The sequence below is a fragment of the Sinomonas albida genome (assembly GCF_004919045.1).
Lineage (GTDB): Bacteria > Actinomycetota > Actinomycetes > Actinomycetales > Micrococcaceae > Sinomonas > Sinomonas albida.
Map to the genome: position 1 here is coordinate 171,260 of NZ_SWDW01000002.1, position 16,685 is coordinate 187,944.

14 protein-coding genes are annotated in these 16,685 nt (G+C 61.9%); 10 read left to right on the forward strand and 4 right to left on the reverse strand.

Translation table 11 applies throughout. The features are described 5' to 3' along the window. The first annotated feature begins 182 nt into the window (after positions 1-182). The 7 genes from glf to E6A26_RS02645 all read left to right on the forward strand — a co-directional run bounded on the left by glf (position 183) and on the right by E6A26_RS02645 (position 10,069). Positions 183-1,370 carry a UDP-galactopyranose mutase gene (gene glf, locus E6A26_RS02615; RefSeq protein WP_136609632.1) on the forward strand — a complete coding sequence of 396 codons (1,188 nt, stop codon included), beginning with the start codon at positions 183-185 and terminating at the stop codon, positions 1,368-1,370. Then, positions 1,367-3,403, forward strand: a complete 2,037-nt coding sequence (locus E6A26_RS02620) for a glycosyltransferase (protein ID WP_136609633.1) — start codon at positions 1,367-1,369, stop codon at positions 3,401-3,403. The genes glf and E6A26_RS02620 overlap by 4 nt, the downstream gene beginning before the upstream one ends. Further along, on the forward strand, positions 3,400-4,290 hold the full coding sequence (locus E6A26_RS02625) for an ABC transporter permease (protein ID WP_136609634.1): 891 nt from the start codon (positions 3,400-3,402) through the stop codon (positions 4,288-4,290). Before E6A26_RS02620 ends, E6A26_RS02625 begins: the two co-directional genes overlap by 4 nt. A 21-nt stretch (positions 4,291-4,311) precedes the next feature. Then, positions 4,312-5,055, forward strand: a complete 744-nt coding sequence (locus E6A26_RS02630) for an ABC transporter ATP-binding protein (RefSeq protein ID WP_136609793.1) — start codon at positions 4,312-4,314, stop codon at positions 5,053-5,055. A 27-nt stretch (positions 5,056-5,082) separates the two neighbouring features. After that, positions 5,083-7,059 carry a DUF6541 family protein gene (locus tag E6A26_RS02635; RefSeq protein WP_136609635.1) on the forward strand — a complete coding sequence of 659 codons (1,977 nt, stop codon included), beginning with the start codon at positions 5,083-5,085 and terminating at the stop codon, positions 7,057-7,059. A gap of 48 nt (positions 7,060-7,107) precedes the next feature. Then, the gene (locus E6A26_RS02640) at positions 7,108-9,039 is read left to right on the forward strand and encodes a DUF6541 family protein (RefSeq protein WP_136609636.1); all 1,932 of its coding nucleotides are present in this window, start codon (positions 7,108-7,110) and stop codon (positions 9,037-9,039) included. A gap of 118 nt (positions 9,040-9,157) precedes the next feature. Beyond that, the gene (locus E6A26_RS02645; protein ID WP_136609637.1) at positions 9,158-10,069 is read left to right on the forward strand and encodes a glycosyltransferase family 2 protein; all 912 of its coding nucleotides are present in this window, start codon (positions 9,158-9,160) and stop codon (positions 10,067-10,069) included. A gap of 10 nt (positions 10,070-10,079) precedes the next feature. Here E6A26_RS02645 and E6A26_RS02650 read toward each other — a convergent pair whose 3' ends face one another. Beyond that, positions 10,080-11,027, reverse strand: coding sequence for a glycosyltransferase (locus E6A26_RS02650; protein WP_136609638.1), 948 nt, complete (start codon positions 11,025-11,027; stop codon positions 10,080-10,082). Positions 11,028-11,128: 101 nt separating this feature from the next. Between E6A26_RS02650 and E6A26_RS02655 the strand changes: the two genes are divergently transcribed. Together E6A26_RS02655 and E6A26_RS02660 are read left to right on the forward strand one after the other, a co-directional pair. After that, positions 11,129-12,196 (forward strand): glycosyltransferase, encoded by a 1,068-nt coding sequence (locus E6A26_RS02655; protein ID WP_168928654.1) that lies wholly within the window; start codon positions 11,129-11,131, stop codon positions 12,194-12,196. Positions 12,197-12,316: 120 nt separating this feature from the next. Next, the gene (locus tag E6A26_RS02660; protein WP_136609640.1) at positions 12,317-13,201 is read left to right on the forward strand and encodes a glycosyltransferase family 2 protein; all 885 of its coding nucleotides are present in this window, start codon (positions 12,317-12,319) and stop codon (positions 13,199-13,201) included. 331 nt (positions 13,202-13,532) lie between these two features. On the opposite strand, the gene E6A26_RS02665 is transcribed toward E6A26_RS02660, so the two are convergent. Then, positions 13,533-14,264: a glycosyltransferase gene (locus tag E6A26_RS02665; protein WP_234864928.1), complete on the reverse strand. Its 732-nt coding sequence runs from the start codon at positions 14,262-14,264 to the stop codon at positions 13,533-13,535. A gap of 227 nt (positions 14,265-14,491) precedes the next feature. On the opposite strand from E6A26_RS02665, the gene galE reads away from it, so the two are divergent. Next, positions 14,492-15,511, forward strand: coding sequence for a UDP-glucose 4-epimerase GalE (gene galE, locus E6A26_RS02670; protein ID WP_136609642.1), 1,020 nt, complete (start codon positions 14,492-14,494; stop codon positions 15,509-15,511). A gap of 59 nt (positions 15,512-15,570) precedes the next feature. On the opposite strand, the gene E6A26_RS02675 is transcribed toward galE, so the two are convergent. Then, complete coding sequence (locus tag E6A26_RS02675) at positions 15,571-15,981, reverse strand: DUF2304 domain-containing protein (protein WP_234864929.1); 411 nt, start codon at positions 15,979-15,981, stop codon at positions 15,571-15,573. 20 nt (positions 15,982-16,001) lie between these two features. Next, positions 16,002-16,667, reverse strand: a complete 666-nt coding sequence (locus E6A26_RS02680) for a glycosyltransferase family 2 protein (RefSeq protein WP_234864931.1) — start codon at positions 16,665-16,667, stop codon at positions 16,002-16,004. Between the last annotated feature and the right edge of the window lie 18 nt (positions 16,668-16,685).

Here is a 16,685-nt window from a genome sequence, read left to right on the forward strand (position 1 = left end):
GCTGGCTCTTGGCAGGCGGAGCTGGCATATGTGGACAACCGAGCCCACGAGGCTCGCACGGGTGGTCCCGCCGAGCGCCCGGGCTGCCGGCTGATTTCGGGGATCGCGGGGGCGCTCGGGTAGCCTAGGTGCTGAAACCAAAGGCCGCGTTTGAGCGGGCTCCGTACTTAGCAGGAGAATTTGTGGACGCTGATCTCGTCGTTGTCGGATCCGGCTTCTTTGGCCTCACCGTGGCCGAGCGGGCCGCGAAGGAGCTCGGCCTCAAGGTGGCGGTGATCGATCGCCGGCATCACATCGGAGGCAACGCTTACAGCGAGGACGATGCCCAGACCGGCATCGAGGTGCATCGGTACGGTGCGCACCTCTTCCACACCTCGAACCAGCGTGTGTGGGACTACGTCAACCAGTTCACAACCTTCACCAACTACGTGCACCGGGTCTACGGCGTGCACAAGGGCGAGGTCTACCCGCTGCCGATCAACCTCGGCACGATCAACCAGTTCTTCCGCGCGAACTACTCGCCGTCCGAGGCACGGACGCTCATCGCCGAGCAGGCCGGCGAGCTCGCGGGCACCGATCCGCAGAACCTGAACGACAAGGGCATCCAGCTCATCGGCCGTCCCCTGTACGAGGCGTTCATCAAGCACTACACGGGCAAGCAGTGGCAGACCGATCCCAAGGACCTGCCGGCCGGGATCATCTCGCGGCTCCCCGTTCGCTACACGTACGACAACCGCTATTTCAACGACACGTACGAAGGCCTTCCGACCCACGGCTACACCGCGTGGATCGAGCGGATGGCCGACCACCCCAACATCACGGTCCAGCTCAACACCGACTTCTTCGACGAGTCGCAGCCGCTGAACAAGAACAACGTGGTGGGCAACGTTCCGGTCGTGTACACGGGCCCCGTGGACCGCTACTTCGATTACGCCGAGGGCGACCTCTCGTGGCGGACGATCGACTTCGAGGAGGAGGTGCTCGAGGTCGGGGACTTCCAGGGCACCTCTGTGGTCAACTACAACGACGAGAACGTCCCGTGGACGCGCATCATTGAACCGCGCCACTTTCACCCAGAGCGCAACTACCAGACCGAGAAGACGGTCATCATGCGTGAGTTCTCGCGCTTCGCCGAGAAGGGCGACGAGCCGTACTACCCGATCAACACCGAGGCAGACCGTGCCAAGGTCCTCGCGTACCGGGATCTCTCGAAGTCTGAGCGTTCCGTTCTGTTCGGCGGCCGGCTCGGAACGTACAAGTACCTCGACATGCACATGGCGATCGGCTCGGCCCTGAGCCTGTTCGACAACAAGATCCTGCCGCATTTCGCCAATGGCGAGGCGCTGGTGAGCGGAGGAGTGGACGCGTGACAATCGCGCCGACGGACGACAGGAGGTGGAAGCCACTTCAACGGGTCATCCTGCCCTATGACGGCCAGACAGATGTCGTGCCGCTTTACGTCGACGCCGGAACCGCCAATGGCATTCGTCTCGTCGAGGACGACACGGCGTATCGAGTGCCGAAAGCGCGCGCCGACAAGCTGAATCTCGTGAGCTCGAGCGCTGCCGAGGCTCACTACGAGGACTTCCTTTCGCGCGACGCGATGACGGTCCGTCCCGGTCAGCACATCTCCTTCGGAACGTATTTCAATGCGTTTCCCGCAAGCTACTGGCGCCGATGGACTTCCGTGCGTCAGATTCGGCTCGTCGTGACGACGCGGGGCCAGGGCACCGTGGTGGTCTACAAGACGAACGCCCGCGGCTCGATCCAGCGCGTCAGCGACCGAAGGGTCGACGGTGAGGCAACGGCCTCCTTCGAACTCACGCTTAAGCCCTTCGGCGACGGCGGGTGGTACTGGTTCGACCTCAACGCAAGCAGCGAGGGGCTTGAGCTGGTCGAGGCCCAATGGGAGGGACTCGTCGAGGCGCGCGAGCGTTCAGGGACCGTGACGCTTGAGATCACGACGATGAACAAGCCGCAGTTCTGCATAGACAATGCGAAGGTGCTCGCGAACAGTCTCGACCGTTTGGAGGCTGTCCGTGAGATCCTGATCGTTGATCAGGGTACCGACAAGGTTCGGGACCATCCGGACTTCCCTGAGGTTGCGGCGGCACTCGGAGGCAGGCTTCGGATCGTCGAGCAGACCAATCTCGGCGGCTCCGGAGGGTTCGCGAGAGGGATGTTCGAGGCCCTTGAGAGCGGCCACGACTACGTCCTGCTGCTTGATGACGACGTGATGATCGAGCCCGAAAGCGTCACGCGCCTCGTGACTTTTGCCGATCAGTGCCGGACCCCAACCATCGTGGGCGGCCACATGTTCGACCTCTACAACCGGACCACGCTGCATACGTTCGGCGAGGTCGTGGACCTGTATCGCGTCCAGCCTGCATTGCCGCACGACGATATGGACCTCGGGCACGATTTCAGCAACTCCAACCTGCGCCAAACGCCGTGGCTGCATCGGCGCACGGACGTCGACTACAACGGTTGGTGGATGTGCCTCATCCCGACGTCGGTCATCCGTGAGATCGGCCTCGCCATGCCTGTGTTTATCAAGTGGGACGACTCCGAATATGGTCTTCGTGCGCGCAATGCCGGATACCACACCGTGAGCTTCCCAGGCGCCGCGGTGTGGCACGTGTCGTGGGGGGACAAGGACGATCTGGTCGGCTGGCAGGCGTATTTCCACGAGCGCAACCGCACCATCACCGCTCTTCTGCACAGCGACGCCCCGAAGAGTGGCCGGGTGCTGCGGGAATCGGTCCAGAACGACGTCAAGCATCTTGTATCGATGCAGTACTTCACCCAGCGCGGGCGCATTATGGCCCTCGAGGATCTTTTCGACGGCCCGGAGTCGCTGCACGAGAAGCTGGCCACAAAACTCCCGGAAATCAACGCGCTGCGCGCGGAATATCCCGACGCGCAGATCAAAGAGGACGTTGACGAGTTCCCCACGCCAAAGGCTGGACGCCTCAACGGGCCCACAGTGTCGCCATCGAAGAAGCAGCTGGTCCCTTGGGCGCTCAAGACGGTCACCCGGCAGCTCCTGAAGGCACCCGCCGAAGACTCATCGGTGCGGCCTGAAGGATTCCTGGCGCATCGTGACAATAAGTGGTGGCGACTCGCGGGGTACGACAGCGTGGTGGTGTCGAACGCCGAGGGAACTGGCGCGTCATGGTATCAGCGGAGGCCAGACCATCTCCGCAGCATGCTGACGCGGGCTACCCGTCTGCACGCACGGCTCTTCCGCGAATGGGAGCAGCTCGCCGCCCGTTATCGCGCCGGAATGCCCGAAGCCACTTCGATCGACGCGTGGCGGAGAACCTTCGGACGGCACACGGCTTTTGACAGCGGAAGAACCATCGGCGACCGTGCGCCCGAGCCCCTCGAGTCCGAGCGATGACCGCCTCACCGGCTGCCGATCCCGAAGCTGGCCTGACCGCACCCGGGCGTGGCGGCGGCCTCAAGGACGTCTACAGGAACCGCTTTCTCCTGAAGCTCCTCGTGCGCAAAGAGGTTCGTGTTCGTTACCGGGGCTCGGCGTTGGGCATCGTATGGTCCTACATGAAGCCCGGCTTACAGTTCCTCGTCTTTTATGTGGCGCTCGGGTTGTTCCTGAACGTGCAAGGCTCTACGCCCAACTATCCGATCTACCTCTTTGCGGGGATAATCCTGGTGAACTTCTTCACCGAGGCACTGGGCAACGCGACGAGATCGATTGTGGGCAACCGCGACCTCATCCGGAAAATCTACCTTCCGCGCGAGCTGTTTCCGGTGGCGAGCGTCTGGGTCTCGGGCGTGCATTTCCTGCCTCAGGTGCTGATTCTGATCGTTGTCTGCCTCTTTTTCGGGTGGGTCCCGACCTTGGGTTCGATTGCTGCGATCATCGGTGCCTTTGTGATCGTCGCGGTTCTGGCGGTCGGGCTCGGGCTCTTCTTCGGCGCGATCAACGTGTATTTCCGCGACTCCGAGAACCTGGTCGACCTGCTCATCATGATGGTGACTTGGGCTTCCCCCGTGCTCTACCTGTGGTCTCAGGTTGACCGCGTCCTGGGGCCCGCGTTCTGGGTCTACCAGCTCAACCCCATGACCGTGGGCGTGGAGGTCTTCCACTGGGCATTCTGGCGTCCGACGCTCGACGGCGCCCAACTCGCCTCTCCTGCCGCGGCCACGGTACCGGGTCTGTTCACCATCTGGTTCCCGCTCGCCGCCGTCGTGACTCTTGTCATGCTAGCCCTCGGGCAATGGGTGTTCGCCCGGCTTTCCGTCAAGTTTGCTCAGGAGCTGTGATTGACAGAGCATGCGGTCACGATGACGACGGCGATCGCCGTCGAGAACGTGGGTAAGCAATTTGTATTGCGCCACACCCGTTCCCTCAAGGAAGCACTCATGTGGCTGATTCGAGGGCGGCGCGGAGACATCTCGCGAAAGTTCGATGCGCTCAAGGACGTGTCGCTCCGCGTCGAGGAGGGTGAGACAGTAGCCCTCCTCGGTCTCAACGGCTCGGGCAAGTCCACATTGCTCAAGCTCATTTCCGGCGTGCTGCAGCCCGACGGCGGCTCTGTCCGAACTCGCGGCCGAGTGGCCGGGTTGATCGAGGTGGGCGCCGGATTCCACCATGACCTGAGCGGCCGGGACAACGTCTACCTCAACGGCGCGATTCTGGGGATGACCGAGAAGCAGATCGATGCGATGTTCGATTCGATCGTTGAATTCTCTGAGATCGGCGAGTTCATCGATACCGAGGTCAAGTTCTATTCGTCTGGGATGTACTTGCGCTTGGCCTTCAGCATCGCCGTTCACACGGATCCGGAGGTATTCCTCATCGATGAGATCCTCGCCGTAGGCGATGAGCCGTTCCAGAGGAAGTGCATCGCTAAGATCAAGGAGCTCGCCGACGCGGGTAAGACCCTCTTCGTCGTGAGCCACGATTTGGACTTGGTGTCGACGGTCTGCGAACGTGGTGTGCTGCTTGAACACGGCCGGGTCGTGATGGACGGCGAGGTACATGACGTCGTGGCCGAACTGCGTCGTCGCAGTGTGGCTGCATCGTGATCCGGTGACGGAAAGGGACAAGAACTCGTGACGTGGATCAGCGCCACACCCGCCCTGCTCACCGCTGCTTTGGTTCTGGTGCTTCCGGGGGCGGTGTTTGGCTGGAGCCTGCGGCTTCGTGGGGTTGAACTCTACGCCTTGGCGCCCCTGCTTTCGGCCTCGATCGTTGCGGTAGGGGCCATTCTGTGCGGCGCGGTTCATATCACATGGAATCCCCTGGCCCTGGCAGCTAGCACTGCACTCGTGAGCGCGATTGGGTTGCTCGTGACCCGCCCGGGGGAAAAGCCTGTCTTCACCAGCTACAGCGACTCGCTGAGACGGGCGGCGCCGGCTGCTCTCGGGCTGTTGGTTGGAGCGGCGCTCCTGGGGTCGGCCATGATGCGTGTGTTCGGCGCCCCCGACCACATTTCCCAGACGACAGACAACATCTTTCACCTCAACGCGATTCGCTACATCATGGACACTGGGTCGGCCTCGTCGCTGACAGTCGGCCAGATGACCGGAATCTCCTTCTATCCCGCGGTGTGGCATGCCTTCGGCGCGCTCATCGTCCAGCTTTCCGGAGCCTCAATCCCCGTGGCCGCGTCGTCGCTGACCATCGCGATCGCCGCCATCGTCTGGCCCTCCGGCGTCTTGTACCTCGCCCGGCAGGCGCTCCCCGATTCCCGTATCGCTTCGCTGGCAGCAGGAATCGTTGCGGCGGGATATCCGGCTCATCCGATCCTGCTCGCGATGTGGGGCGTCCTCTACCCAAATCAGTACTCAATCTCACTCCTTCCGGCCATGCTCGCACTCGTGGTGCGCGGCTTCGGCCTTGGCGCGGAACGGGATCGCCTCGGCAGGGTGTTCGTGCTGTTGGGCCTTGGCGCACCTGGGTTGGCGCTAGCTCACCCGGGCGCGGCGATGGCGCTCGTCGCGTTTGCTTGGCCTCTTGTCGTCATGGCCGCGCCGGCTTTCCGCCGCTGGCTCTTGGCTCGAGGCTGGAGGGCCGGGCTCAGCACCTCTGTCGTCGTCACAGGGCTGGCGCTACTCGCCGCGGCCACCATCTACGTGTGGAATGCGCTTCGTCCGGATCCAGAATTGGCGCAGGGTCCGCCCCTCCAGACGATGGCTCAGGCGCTCGGGCAAATTTTCCTCGGGGCTCCGATGGGCGCTTCGGTCGGCGGAATGGTCACCGTTGCGTTCGTTGTCGGGTGCGTGGCCATTGCGCGAGGGTACGTGCGTCCTTGGCCTATTGGTGCGTTCGCAGCCGCGGCCTTCCTCTTCGTCGCAGTGTCTTCATTCGACCGTGTTCCCTTCCGGGAGTTCTTCACGGGAGTCTGGTACAACGACGCGTTCCGTTTGGCGGCCCAGCTTCCGGTCGTGATGGCGCCCATTGCGCTGGTCGGATTGGACGTCATGATTCCCTGGTTGTCGGGACTGGTCGACCGGGCCGCCGCCAAGACACGAGCAATGCCGGGGCTTCGCCTGCTCGCTGTGATGCCGGCCGGACGGAGGGCATCGGCGGTGACATTGATCGTTCTGGTCCTCGTCGCGGCAGACGGTCAGATCGGCAACATCAGGCAGGCCGTCTGGGATGCCCAGCCGCGGTACTTTCTGAATTCCCAGTCGGAACTACTCTCTTCGGACGAGAGACAGGTTCTCGAAAGACTAGACCAACACGTGCCGGCGTCGGACGTGATCGCGGGCAACCCGTGGACAGGAACCGCCTTTGCCTACGCGTATGCGGGCCGCCGGACACTCGAACTCCACGTCTACACAAACGCTAGCGATGATGTCCGGCTCATCGATTCAAGCTTGCGCTCGGCTCGCACGATGCCGGCCGTGTGCGACGCGGTGCGACGGCTTGGCGTTCGGTACGTGCTTGACTTCGGGCTCAATGAGTTTCATGGATACCATCACGACTACGCCGGTCTCTACCACCTCGACGAGGACGGATTGGCCAAGGTCATTGACCGTCAAGGGGACGCGAAATTGTTGCAGCTTACGGTTTGCGGGCTCTGATTGATGAAGGCGAAGCCGAGCAGGTTCGGCAGGTAGGCGGTCGATAACGTGGAATGGCTGAGTGTGGTTCCTGGCGTGCTGGCGGCCTTGGCCGTGACGCTCGTCCCGGGGCTCCTCGTGGCATGGGCAGTTGGCCTTCGAGGGCTCAGCATGACGGCAATTGCGCCCATCTTCACCGCAACGGCGGCCGTCGTTGGAGCGATCATTGCGGGTGCTGCCCATGTGCCTTGGGGTCCTCTGCCACTGGTGGCGACTGCGGTGGTTCTTGCGGCAGCCATCTTTGGAATGCGTCGACTGACCACGGGACGGCGGCTGTGGGCGACGACGTCGGGCATCCTTCGCACGGAGCGGGCGCTGCCTTCCAGATCCGAGATGATCGGTATCACGATCGGGGCGGTTGGAGAGATCGTACTGCTCTCCTACGTTTGGGGTCGGCCGGATCACGTTTCGCAGACCATCGATGCGGTCTTCCATCTCAACGCTATTCGATGGATTGAGGTAACGGGATCAGCGTCCAGCTTCACGGTTGGTCAGGTCGACGGCAGCGGCTTCTATCCAGCGGGGTGGCATGCACTCGTCTCGGCAACGGCGCAGCTGGCTGGCCTATCTCCGGCCGTGGCGGTCTACTGCTCGAGTGTGGCCTTTGCTGCCGCCGTGTGGGTTCCGGGCTGTGTCTATCTGACACAGCAGATTGCTGGTACGAGGACCGCAGTCTCGATCGTCGCTGGCGTGGCTTCGATGGCGTTCGGCGCCTTCCCGATACTCCTTCTTGACTTTGGGGTGCTGTATCCCAACATGCTGGTGGTCGCCATGCTCCCGGCCTTCCTCGCTTTCGTCGCACAGGCGCTCGGGGTCTCAGCCGCCCCAGTCCTCTCGCGCAGACTGGCCTGGTTCGTTCTGCTTATCGGTGTGATAGGTCTCGTCCTGGTTCATCCATCGGGGCTCCACGCGGTCGTGGCCTTCGGCTGGCCGATGCTGATCGTGGCTCTCTGGCGGGCCTGGAAGCGGCGCCGCGACCTGGGCAGCAAGATGTGGCCGCTTGGGGCGATTCTCCTAGGCGGAGTCATGCTCACGGCGCTGCTGTGGTTGGTTGTCCACCCCAACCCGGCGACTTACTGGGATCCCCTGCAAACTCGAGCCCAGGCGATAGGGGAGTCGCTCGCTGTGGCTCCCCTTGGCGAATCGTCCAGTCCTCTGACTGCGGTTTTCGTGATCGTGGGGGCGCTCGTGCTCTTCCGAGCCCGGCGAGCGGCATGGGCGGCGGGAGCGGTCCTTGTGGCCCTCTATCTCTTCGTCAATGTCAGCGCGTATGACGCGATGCCGTTCCGTCGTAGCGTCACGGGACCCTGGTACAACGACTCCTACAGGCTGGCCGCGCTGCTGCCCGTCGCTGTAGTACCGGTTGTCGCTGTATCCGTTGTGTGGCTCGGAGAGCGCTTCGCGGCTCAACGCTGGATTCGGAGCCGTCGATGGACATCGGTGCCAGCCGCCGTGTGTCTCGTCTGTGCAGTGTTCGTTGTCGGACAGGCTCCGAACGTTGTATCCGCTGTGACAAAGGCCAGGGGTAACTACGATCTGAGTTACGCGTCGCCGCTGCTGTCGGCCGATGAGGCGAAACTGTTGAGTCGCCTACCTCAAGACGTGCCGCCGGGCGCAACGATCATAGGCAACCCGTGGACAGGCACATCGCTCGCGTTCGCGCTCGCGGACCGCCGGACGGTCCAGCTTCATCTCTTGTCCTCGATCACGCCGGACGCGGACCTCCTGGCTCATTCGTTGCGGTATGCAGAGACCAATCCGGCCGTCTGCCAAGCCGTGAAGCGCCTCGGCGTCTCGTACGTCCTCGACTTCGGCACGAACGAAATCGCAGGCGGGAAGCATGACTACGACGGGCTCCGATTCCTGGACTCGGACGGCGTTGCGAAGGTTGTCGATGAGGTGGGGGACGCGAGGCTGCTCCGAATTACCGCCTGCAGTTGACGGCCCCACGGGCGTCCCGGGACGGCCAAACGGGTTTGCTAGTGTGAGTCATCGATGTAGCCGTCGGAGTGCCGGCCTCGCGAGGATGAGCTCCAAACGTGTGTGAAAGAGGGAAGAATTGACTGTTGCCGCCGTGGTGGTCTCCTTCAACCGCAGGGACTTGTTGCGCAAGTGCCTCGCGTCTCTGGAGGCGCAGGGAGCTAGCCTCGATGAAATCATCGTCGTTGACAACGGTTCGACCGACGGCAGCCCTGAAGTGATTCGGTCCGAGTTTCCGGACGCCTTCTTGTTCGAAACGGGCGCTAACCTTGGCGGCGCGGGCGGCTTTGCCTGGGGCGTGGAGATCGCGTCGGAACGCGGCCATGACTTCGCATGGCTCATGGATGACGACGCCGAGCCAGCCGAACACAGCCTTGCGCCGCTGCTTGAGGTCGCCTCCAACGCTAACCTGAGGCCTGGCTTTGTGGCGTCTCGGGTGACGGACGAATCTGGAACGCAATCCAATCCGGGGCACCCGGCCGTTGTGGATCCGGATGCACAGCACCAAATCGCGGCAAGTGCCGAAGGCTGCGTCGCAGTTACACAGGCAACCTTCGTGGGGGTTCTCGTCAATCTCGAGTACGCACGGAAGATGGCTCTCCCGTACGCTGACTTCTTCATCTGGTTCGATGACGCCGAGTACACGAGACGGCTTGCGCTGCAGTCGTTGGGTTTGTACGTTCCTGCGAGCATTGTGCGCCATCCTGCAAAGCCTGCTAACCCCGATATGGCGGGCCGGCTTTTCTATTATGTGCGAAACCACATTTGGCTGAGCAAGCTCTACCAAGGCTCGGACAGATTCGAGGGAAATGCGATGTTGAAGGCTTTGCGAGTCCTTGGATTTGCACTGACGATCTTCGCTGACTCGCGATCCAAGAAGCTCTGGGCGACGTCGCTTGCGCGTGGGCTCTGGGAGGGACTCATGCGCACCCCACGCCGCGTCATGCCCGGGGAGCTCAGGGCTACGTCAGTCGCTCCGGTGACTCGCTGATCCGGGCTCTCTAGCCGCTTCGGGGCGGATCGGCCGGCCTCTTCGCACCCAACCTCCGGGAGAGCCGAGGAGGAATCTTCCCGGCCTTTCGCATGGCCCCGTGGAGGAGGCCGGCAGACACGGCAAGACCTAGCTTTGGCTTTTCGGGTCCGAAGACGATATTGATGCCCACCAACTTGAGGTCTTCGTAGAACCGTCGCATGACCCATGCTGGATCGAAGCCCAGGAATCGCACGTTCACAATCAGGTGATTGCGTGCTATGTAATAGAGTCGTGTCGCTGAATGGGAGGAGAAGAACTTGGTCGCTCCCCGCCAGCGCAGGTTGCGGCCGAATATGGTCGCCGGGATTTGCTCTCCCAAGCCATGCTGAAGGTCGGTGTCGCGGACAAACTCCACGTCAAGGCCGCTCTTCCGGGTCCGGAGGGCGAAGTCGGAGTCGACCGCATCGATGAATAGCGATTCGTCAAAGAGGCCGACTTTCCGAAATGTGGAAAGGGGGATGAACATTCCGGACTGCATCGGATCGTATGGTGCCGCGCCGTTTCGACGCGTCGCCACGCGTCGGCCGTCCATGCGCTCCGGGCAGAGAATCCCTGTAGTTTGGTTGCTCAGGTCCTTAGCGGCCCGCTCGCACAAGAACTTCTCGACATAGTCGGCGGGGAGTTCGGAGTCTTGATCGAGAGTGATGATGTACTCGATCTCGGGGGCATCCAATACCTCGCGGACCCCGGTATTGAGCGCGGCCGCGATTCCGCGATTTGTGGCGTGTCGGATGACACGGACATTCGGCGCGGTGCCAATAGCATCAGACCAATCCCGATTTTCGGCAGGATTATCGTCGACAAGGATCACTTGCCGCGCTTGAGCCGCAAGACCCTGCAGCCTGTCGATGGACTCACGCCGCGGGCTGAACATCGGCATCACGATTGCGACCCCGCCGACATCCTTCTGGTCCACGCCTGCACCTCTCTCTGTTCGGATCGCGCCGCCACACAGTCTATGCGACGGAGGCCCTTGCACGATGTGTGACAACTCTCGACGGCTGCTATCCTCGACGGGTGCGGGATGTCGGTGACAGTGTTCAGACCGAGGCGGGCGTGAATCGTGAGGTGCTAGGCCCAGGCGCCATTGTGCTGGCAGCCTATCGACCTCCCAGTGATCTCTTCTCCGTTCAACTGAGATCGATCCAGGCACAGTCTGTCACAGATTTCGTTTGCATAATTTCTGCGGATGGAGAGGCGGGCGAAGTCGCCCAGCTCGTTTCCGACGCGGTGGACGGCGATCCACGGTTCAAGGTGATTGGTTTCGACGATCGTCTGGGATTTTATGGAAACTTCGAGCGTGCCCTGAAGGTGGTCCCACTCCACGTCAGATGGATAGCCTTGAGTGACCAGGATGACCGGTGGTATCCAGAAAAGCTGGAACGGCTTGTGCCCCATCTCGAGCGCTATTCGCTGGTGTCGGGACAGAGTCGGGTCGTGGCACTCCCGGGTGAGCGGGTTGTTTCAGAAAACACGGGACGGCAAAATATCGATCCGGAATTCTATGTGATCGAGAATCAGTTCACCGGTGGTTCGACCGTTTTTCGACGGGACGTCTTGGAGCGGGCCATTCCGTTTCCGCGACTCGCAACGGCCAGCGAATTCCACGATCATTGGCTGGCCGTGTGTGCGGCGTCGCTGGATGGATCGCGGGTTGTGGACATCGTCGTCCAGGATTACGTGCAGCATGGAGGGAATGTCATTGGTGAAGGCGAGGAGGGGCTCTCGCTCAGACGTTCGTTGAGCAACATGCGACGGTTGTCCCAAAAGTTTGAGGGGTCCCAGACAGTTGGGTCTTGGATCCGCACCGTATATAACGTCGGAGTCGGTTGGCGAGAGGTGATGACTCAGACTCTCGAGGCGAGGGCGCCCGAGTCTGCGGTCGCACAGCGGCTCGCTGGCCTGTACGGGCCTGGGCGGAGCGTGATCGGTGCGATGGCCACCGTCGGCCGCGGCGTCGTCAGCGGGGCGATTTCCGTGCGCGCGGGCCTGGAATACAGTGCCGGCTTGGTTCTGGGGGCCGTCTGCCCCAGCGTCCGTGGGGGCGCGCGACAAGCCCGGCGTTGGCAGCGGAGCGCGCAGTAGGAGCCTGCGCCCGTGCGAAAGGCGGTGTGTGGAGATCCGCGGCGCCTACCGATATAGTTGCAGCGGACGTGGCGCTTCGAGTGCCGGAATTTGTGCTGCACGGAAGGGTTCTCTACTGAAATGACGTTAGTCGACGTGATGTTGCCTTATTACGGCGACGTCGAACTCATGAAGCTTGCAGCGCGCAGTGTGATGAGCCAGCATTTTGAGGATTGGCGCCTGTGCGTCTTTGATGACGGGTATCCGAGCAGTGAGCCAGCGGATTTCTTCGCAGGAATTGACGATCCTCGCGTTGTTTATAGGAAGAATGAAAAGAATCTCGGGGCAAACGGCAACTACCGCAAGGCCCTAGAAAATGCCGAGGCGCCGATCGTCGTGATCATGGGTGCCGACGACATTATGCTTCCGAACTATCTGGATATCGTTGTCCGCGCATTCGAATCGCACCCGGAAGCCGCCATCGTCCAGCCAGGAGTCCAGGTGATCGACGAGAGCGGCATCTCAGCGAGCCCGCTCGTCGATCGAGTCAAGAAGGCCTACACGCCTCGAACAAGGACTCCGCTCGCCCTCTCCGGCGAGCAGATGGCGACGAGCCTTATTCGTGCGAATTGGACCTACTTCCCGTCGCTCGCGTGGAAGACATCGACCATTCAGCGAATCGGTTTCACGCAGGGGCTCGACGTCGTGCAGGACCTTGCGATGCTTCTCGATGTTGCGGCCGATGGCGGCGCCATGGTCGTAGATCCCGAACTTGGGTTTCTGTACCGGCGCCATTCCGCGTCCGACTCGTCGGTTCGCGCCCTCGACGGACGGCGTTTTGACGAAGAGCGCCAGTTCTTCAACGGGCAGGCCGAGCGGTTCCGATCGCTTGGGTGGAACAAGGCCGCGCGTGCTGCGGGGCTTCATGTGGTGAGCCGACTCAACGCGGGAACCCTGGTCGTCAAGGCTATCGCCTCGGGTAAGACGACGGCGGTGCCACGCCTCTTCAAGCACGTCATCGGCTGACGCTTCGTCGTCTTCTGAGAACTTCAGGCCCCGCGGCGGATCCTCCTGCGGGGCCTGAAGTGTCTTCGGCCTCGAGAGGAGCTCCCGAATTCGGCGTGCTCGGGCGCAGGCGGGCGAAGATGGCTCGGTCTTCTAACGCGCTCGAGCAGGTCGTCGGGGTGGCGGAGGTGCTTGGGGTGTGTCACCACCGCTGGGAGGGATTGACCCCTGGAGGACGGCGCGGCTGCGGTGTCGAAGACTCACAAGACGAAAGGACGCCCGTTCTCCCGCGCCCGCACTGGAACCTCGCGGATCGCCCCCGCCTCTTGTCCTATAGCCCGGCTTCCCTTCGTCAGCCCCGCCTATCTGCGATGTCCGCGTTGACCGACCGCCGGCGCCGTAGCGCCTCGAAAAACGCGCGCGCGAGCATCCATCGCGACTTCGCGATCGCTTTCAGTCCGCGGAAGGTCTTCGGCGTGGTGTTGTTTGCATGAAGCCGCCGGCTTAGAGTCTCGCGCTCCAGGTGCGCCATGGTCCCCCTCACGTTGGCCAGCATGGCGAGCCATTGGTCGTGAGTCTCGTAGAGGTAGGGCGGAAAGGGGAGGCTGACCTTGACGAACGAGGCGCGGAACGCCATCGCGCATCCGTAGTAGGGAATGATTCCGATCCAAAGTCGAAGAAGGTTCGAGATGCGCTTTCCGCCGGGCGAGGATTTGAGGCGCAGCGTTTCGATCGGACGTGGAGTGCCCTCGAAATAGCTGAAGTTAGAAGCCACAGCCTCGGCCGATTTCAGTGATTCGACGAGCGCATCGACACGTCCCGGAAGCCAGATGTCGTCCTGATCGGAGAGCATGACGATTTCACCGGAGCTTAGCCCGAGAGCCTTCTCAAAATTTCGAACGTAGCCGAGGTTCGAGTCGTTGAAGTAGGACTTGACCCGAGGATCCTTAATATTCGAGAGCAATTCACGAGTACCGTCGCTCGACCCGTCGTCGACGACGATGATTTCATCCCGTGCGTCGAGTTGGTCGAGGATCGAGTCCAGTTGCTCCTGGATGTGTTCTACGCCGTTGTAGGCGGCCATGCAGACAGAGACGGCCGGGCGTGATGGCATGGGTTGGTCCTCCAAGGAACGACGAGGCGACGACTCCATCATAGCCAGCGGTTCGCGAGGAAGCCCCTCGGGGCCTCTGGGCGGGATCCCGGGGCGTAGCCCGAGCTCGAGGGAAGCCTCGGCGCGTCGGACCGTTGCACCCGATGGCCTCTCCTGTGGATTGAAGGGTTCAGCGGATGAGCCGCTAGTCTGGAGAGATGAGAATACTGGTTACCGGTGGGGCGGGATTCATTGGTTCCCACACCTTGCTGCAGGTCTTGGCCCAGGGGCACGAAGTAGCGGTCTACGATAATTTCGGTAATTCGAGCCGGGAATCACTTCGTCGCGTGCGGGAGATTGCGGGGAGGGAAGTTCTCCTGAAAGAGGCTGACCTTTTGGATAAGGCAGCGCTCGATGAAGTGTTCGAGGCCTTTCAGCCCGAGGCGGTTATTCATTTCGCCGGGCTCAAGGCTGTCGGTGAATCTGCGGAGATTCCGCTAGCGTACTATTCAAATAACGTTGTGGGAACGCTGAATCTCCTGAACGTCATGCAGGAACGCGGAGTCCGCAGGCTTGTATTTAGCTCGTCAGCGACGGTTTATGCTTCCGACAATGGCCTACCATTGGTCGAAAGCATGCGACGCGGAGCCACAAATCCGTACGGTAGGACGAAGCAGCAGATCGAGGAGATTCTCGAAGATCTGGGAGCGTCTGATTCGTCGTGGCGGATCGCTATCCTCCGATATTTCAACCCCGTTGGCGCTCACGAATCCGGCCTGATCGGCGAGGACCCTGCGGGCACCCCGAACAATCTGCTTCCATTCGTTGCGCAAGTCGCTGTGGGACAGAGGCCGCGCGTCAGAGTTTTCGGCAACGACTATGACACGGTCGATGGTACCGGGGTCCGCGATTACATCCACGTGGTTGATCTTGCTGCCGGGCACGTGTCGGCCCTTCAGTACCTCAATGAGCATGCAGGTGTTCATACCTGGAATCTGGGAACGGGCCGGGGCACCTCGGTGCTTGAGGTTATCGATACGTTCGCACGTGTTTCCGGGCGAACGATTCCCTTTGAGATCGGCGCGAGGCGTTTGGGGGATGTCGCGACGAGCTTGGCGGATCCGTCCAAGGCCCGCGATGATCTCGGCTGGAGGGCGACGCGATCCTTTGAGGAAATGTGTGCCGACCACTGGCGCTGGCAGGAGTCAAATCCGCGGGGTTATGCGCCCGAGAACTGACACGAAGGCGGGCGCCGAGTCCGATTCACTCGGCGCCCGCCTCGGAAGAGCTTCCCTGCTCAGCCCTCCGAGCTGCGGCTTTTCTGGGGCTGCATCGTCCCGCTCAGCGATCCCTCGTCGTGGGATGCGGGCAGACCTTCCGATTGCCAGGGTCGAACGGTCTCATCGAGAGCGATGCGGCGCGCAAGCTTGGTGAGCGCGGACTCGGACTGGCGGAACCTCTGGTATGTCGTCGACATGAAGATGAAGAAGAAGATGATCAGGGCGTAGAGCACCAGATCTGTGCCACGACCGATTCCAAGGAACTGCGCCACCCTGGTGAGTATCTCGGGGATGAAGATGGAAATGGCGGCGGCCAGTGCGAACAAGAGCAACATGAGCCGTCGAATGGCGAGGTGCCGCGCGTTCGATCCGCTGCGCATCAGGGCCAGCGAGACAAGGACGACGGCTACGACGAGGACGATCTGCACTACGAAAATCAACGGGTCTCCTACTTGAAGAACAGCTCGGCGAGGATGTTCACCGAATTAAGCAAGGACTGGCCCTTGGCCTTCGAATAATCCGTGTAGATGATGTGAACCGGATGCTCGGCGTAGCGGGCGTTCAACGAGGACAGCTGGTGAACGAGTTCGGAGGCGTGGGCCATCCGGTTCTGAGTGAGGTTGATGCGGCCCGCTATCTCCCGGCCCAGCACGCGAAGCCCATTGTGGGCATCGGTCAGGTCCATTCCCGTCGCGGCTTTCATCTGGAGGGCGGCCGCCTTCAGGACGAGCTTCTTCATGGGGGTCAGCGTCGTGCGGCTGTCCAAGAACCGGGAGCCAAGGACGGCGTCCAGCGACTCCGCATGGAGCCGGTCGACCATAGCCGCGGCGTCCTCTACGCGATGCTGACCGTCCGCATCGAAGGTCACGATCGAGTCAGTGTTCGGATCCTGCAGCGCGTACTCGATGCCGGTCTGGAGCGCAGCGCCCTGGCCGAGATTAATCGGGTGTTCTACGACGATCGCCCCGGCGTTGCGTGCCACTGTGATCGAGCCGTCGCGGCTTCCGTCGTCGACGCAGACGACGTTCGGGAACGTATCGAGCAAGCCCTCGATGACGCCTCCGACCACCGTTGCCTCGTTGTACATCGGGATGACGACCCATGTCTTAGTCACCCATCGATTGTCTCATAG

What these genes read in the sequence shown, in the direction of transcription:
- E6A26_RS02625 (WP_136609634.1), top strand. Translation starts at nt 3,400, where the DNA reads ATGACCGCCTCACCGGCTGCCGATCCCGAAGCTGGCCTGACCGCACCC.
- E6A26_RS02630 (WP_136609793.1), top strand. Translation starts at nt 4,312, where the DNA reads ATGACGACGGCGATCGCCGTCGAGAACGTGGGTAAGCAATTTGTATTG.
- E6A26_RS02660 (WP_136609640.1), top strand. Translation starts at nt 12,317, where the DNA reads ATGACGTTAGTCGACGTGATGTTGCCTTATTACGGCGACGTCGAACTC.
- E6A26_RS02665 (WP_234864928.1), bottom strand. Translation starts at nt 14,264, where the DNA reads ATGGCCGCCTACAACGGCGTAGAACACATCCAGGAGCAACTGGACTCG.
- galE (WP_136609642.1), top strand. Translation starts at nt 14,492, where the DNA reads ATGAGAATACTGGTTACCGGTGGGGCGGGATTCATTGGTTCCCACACC.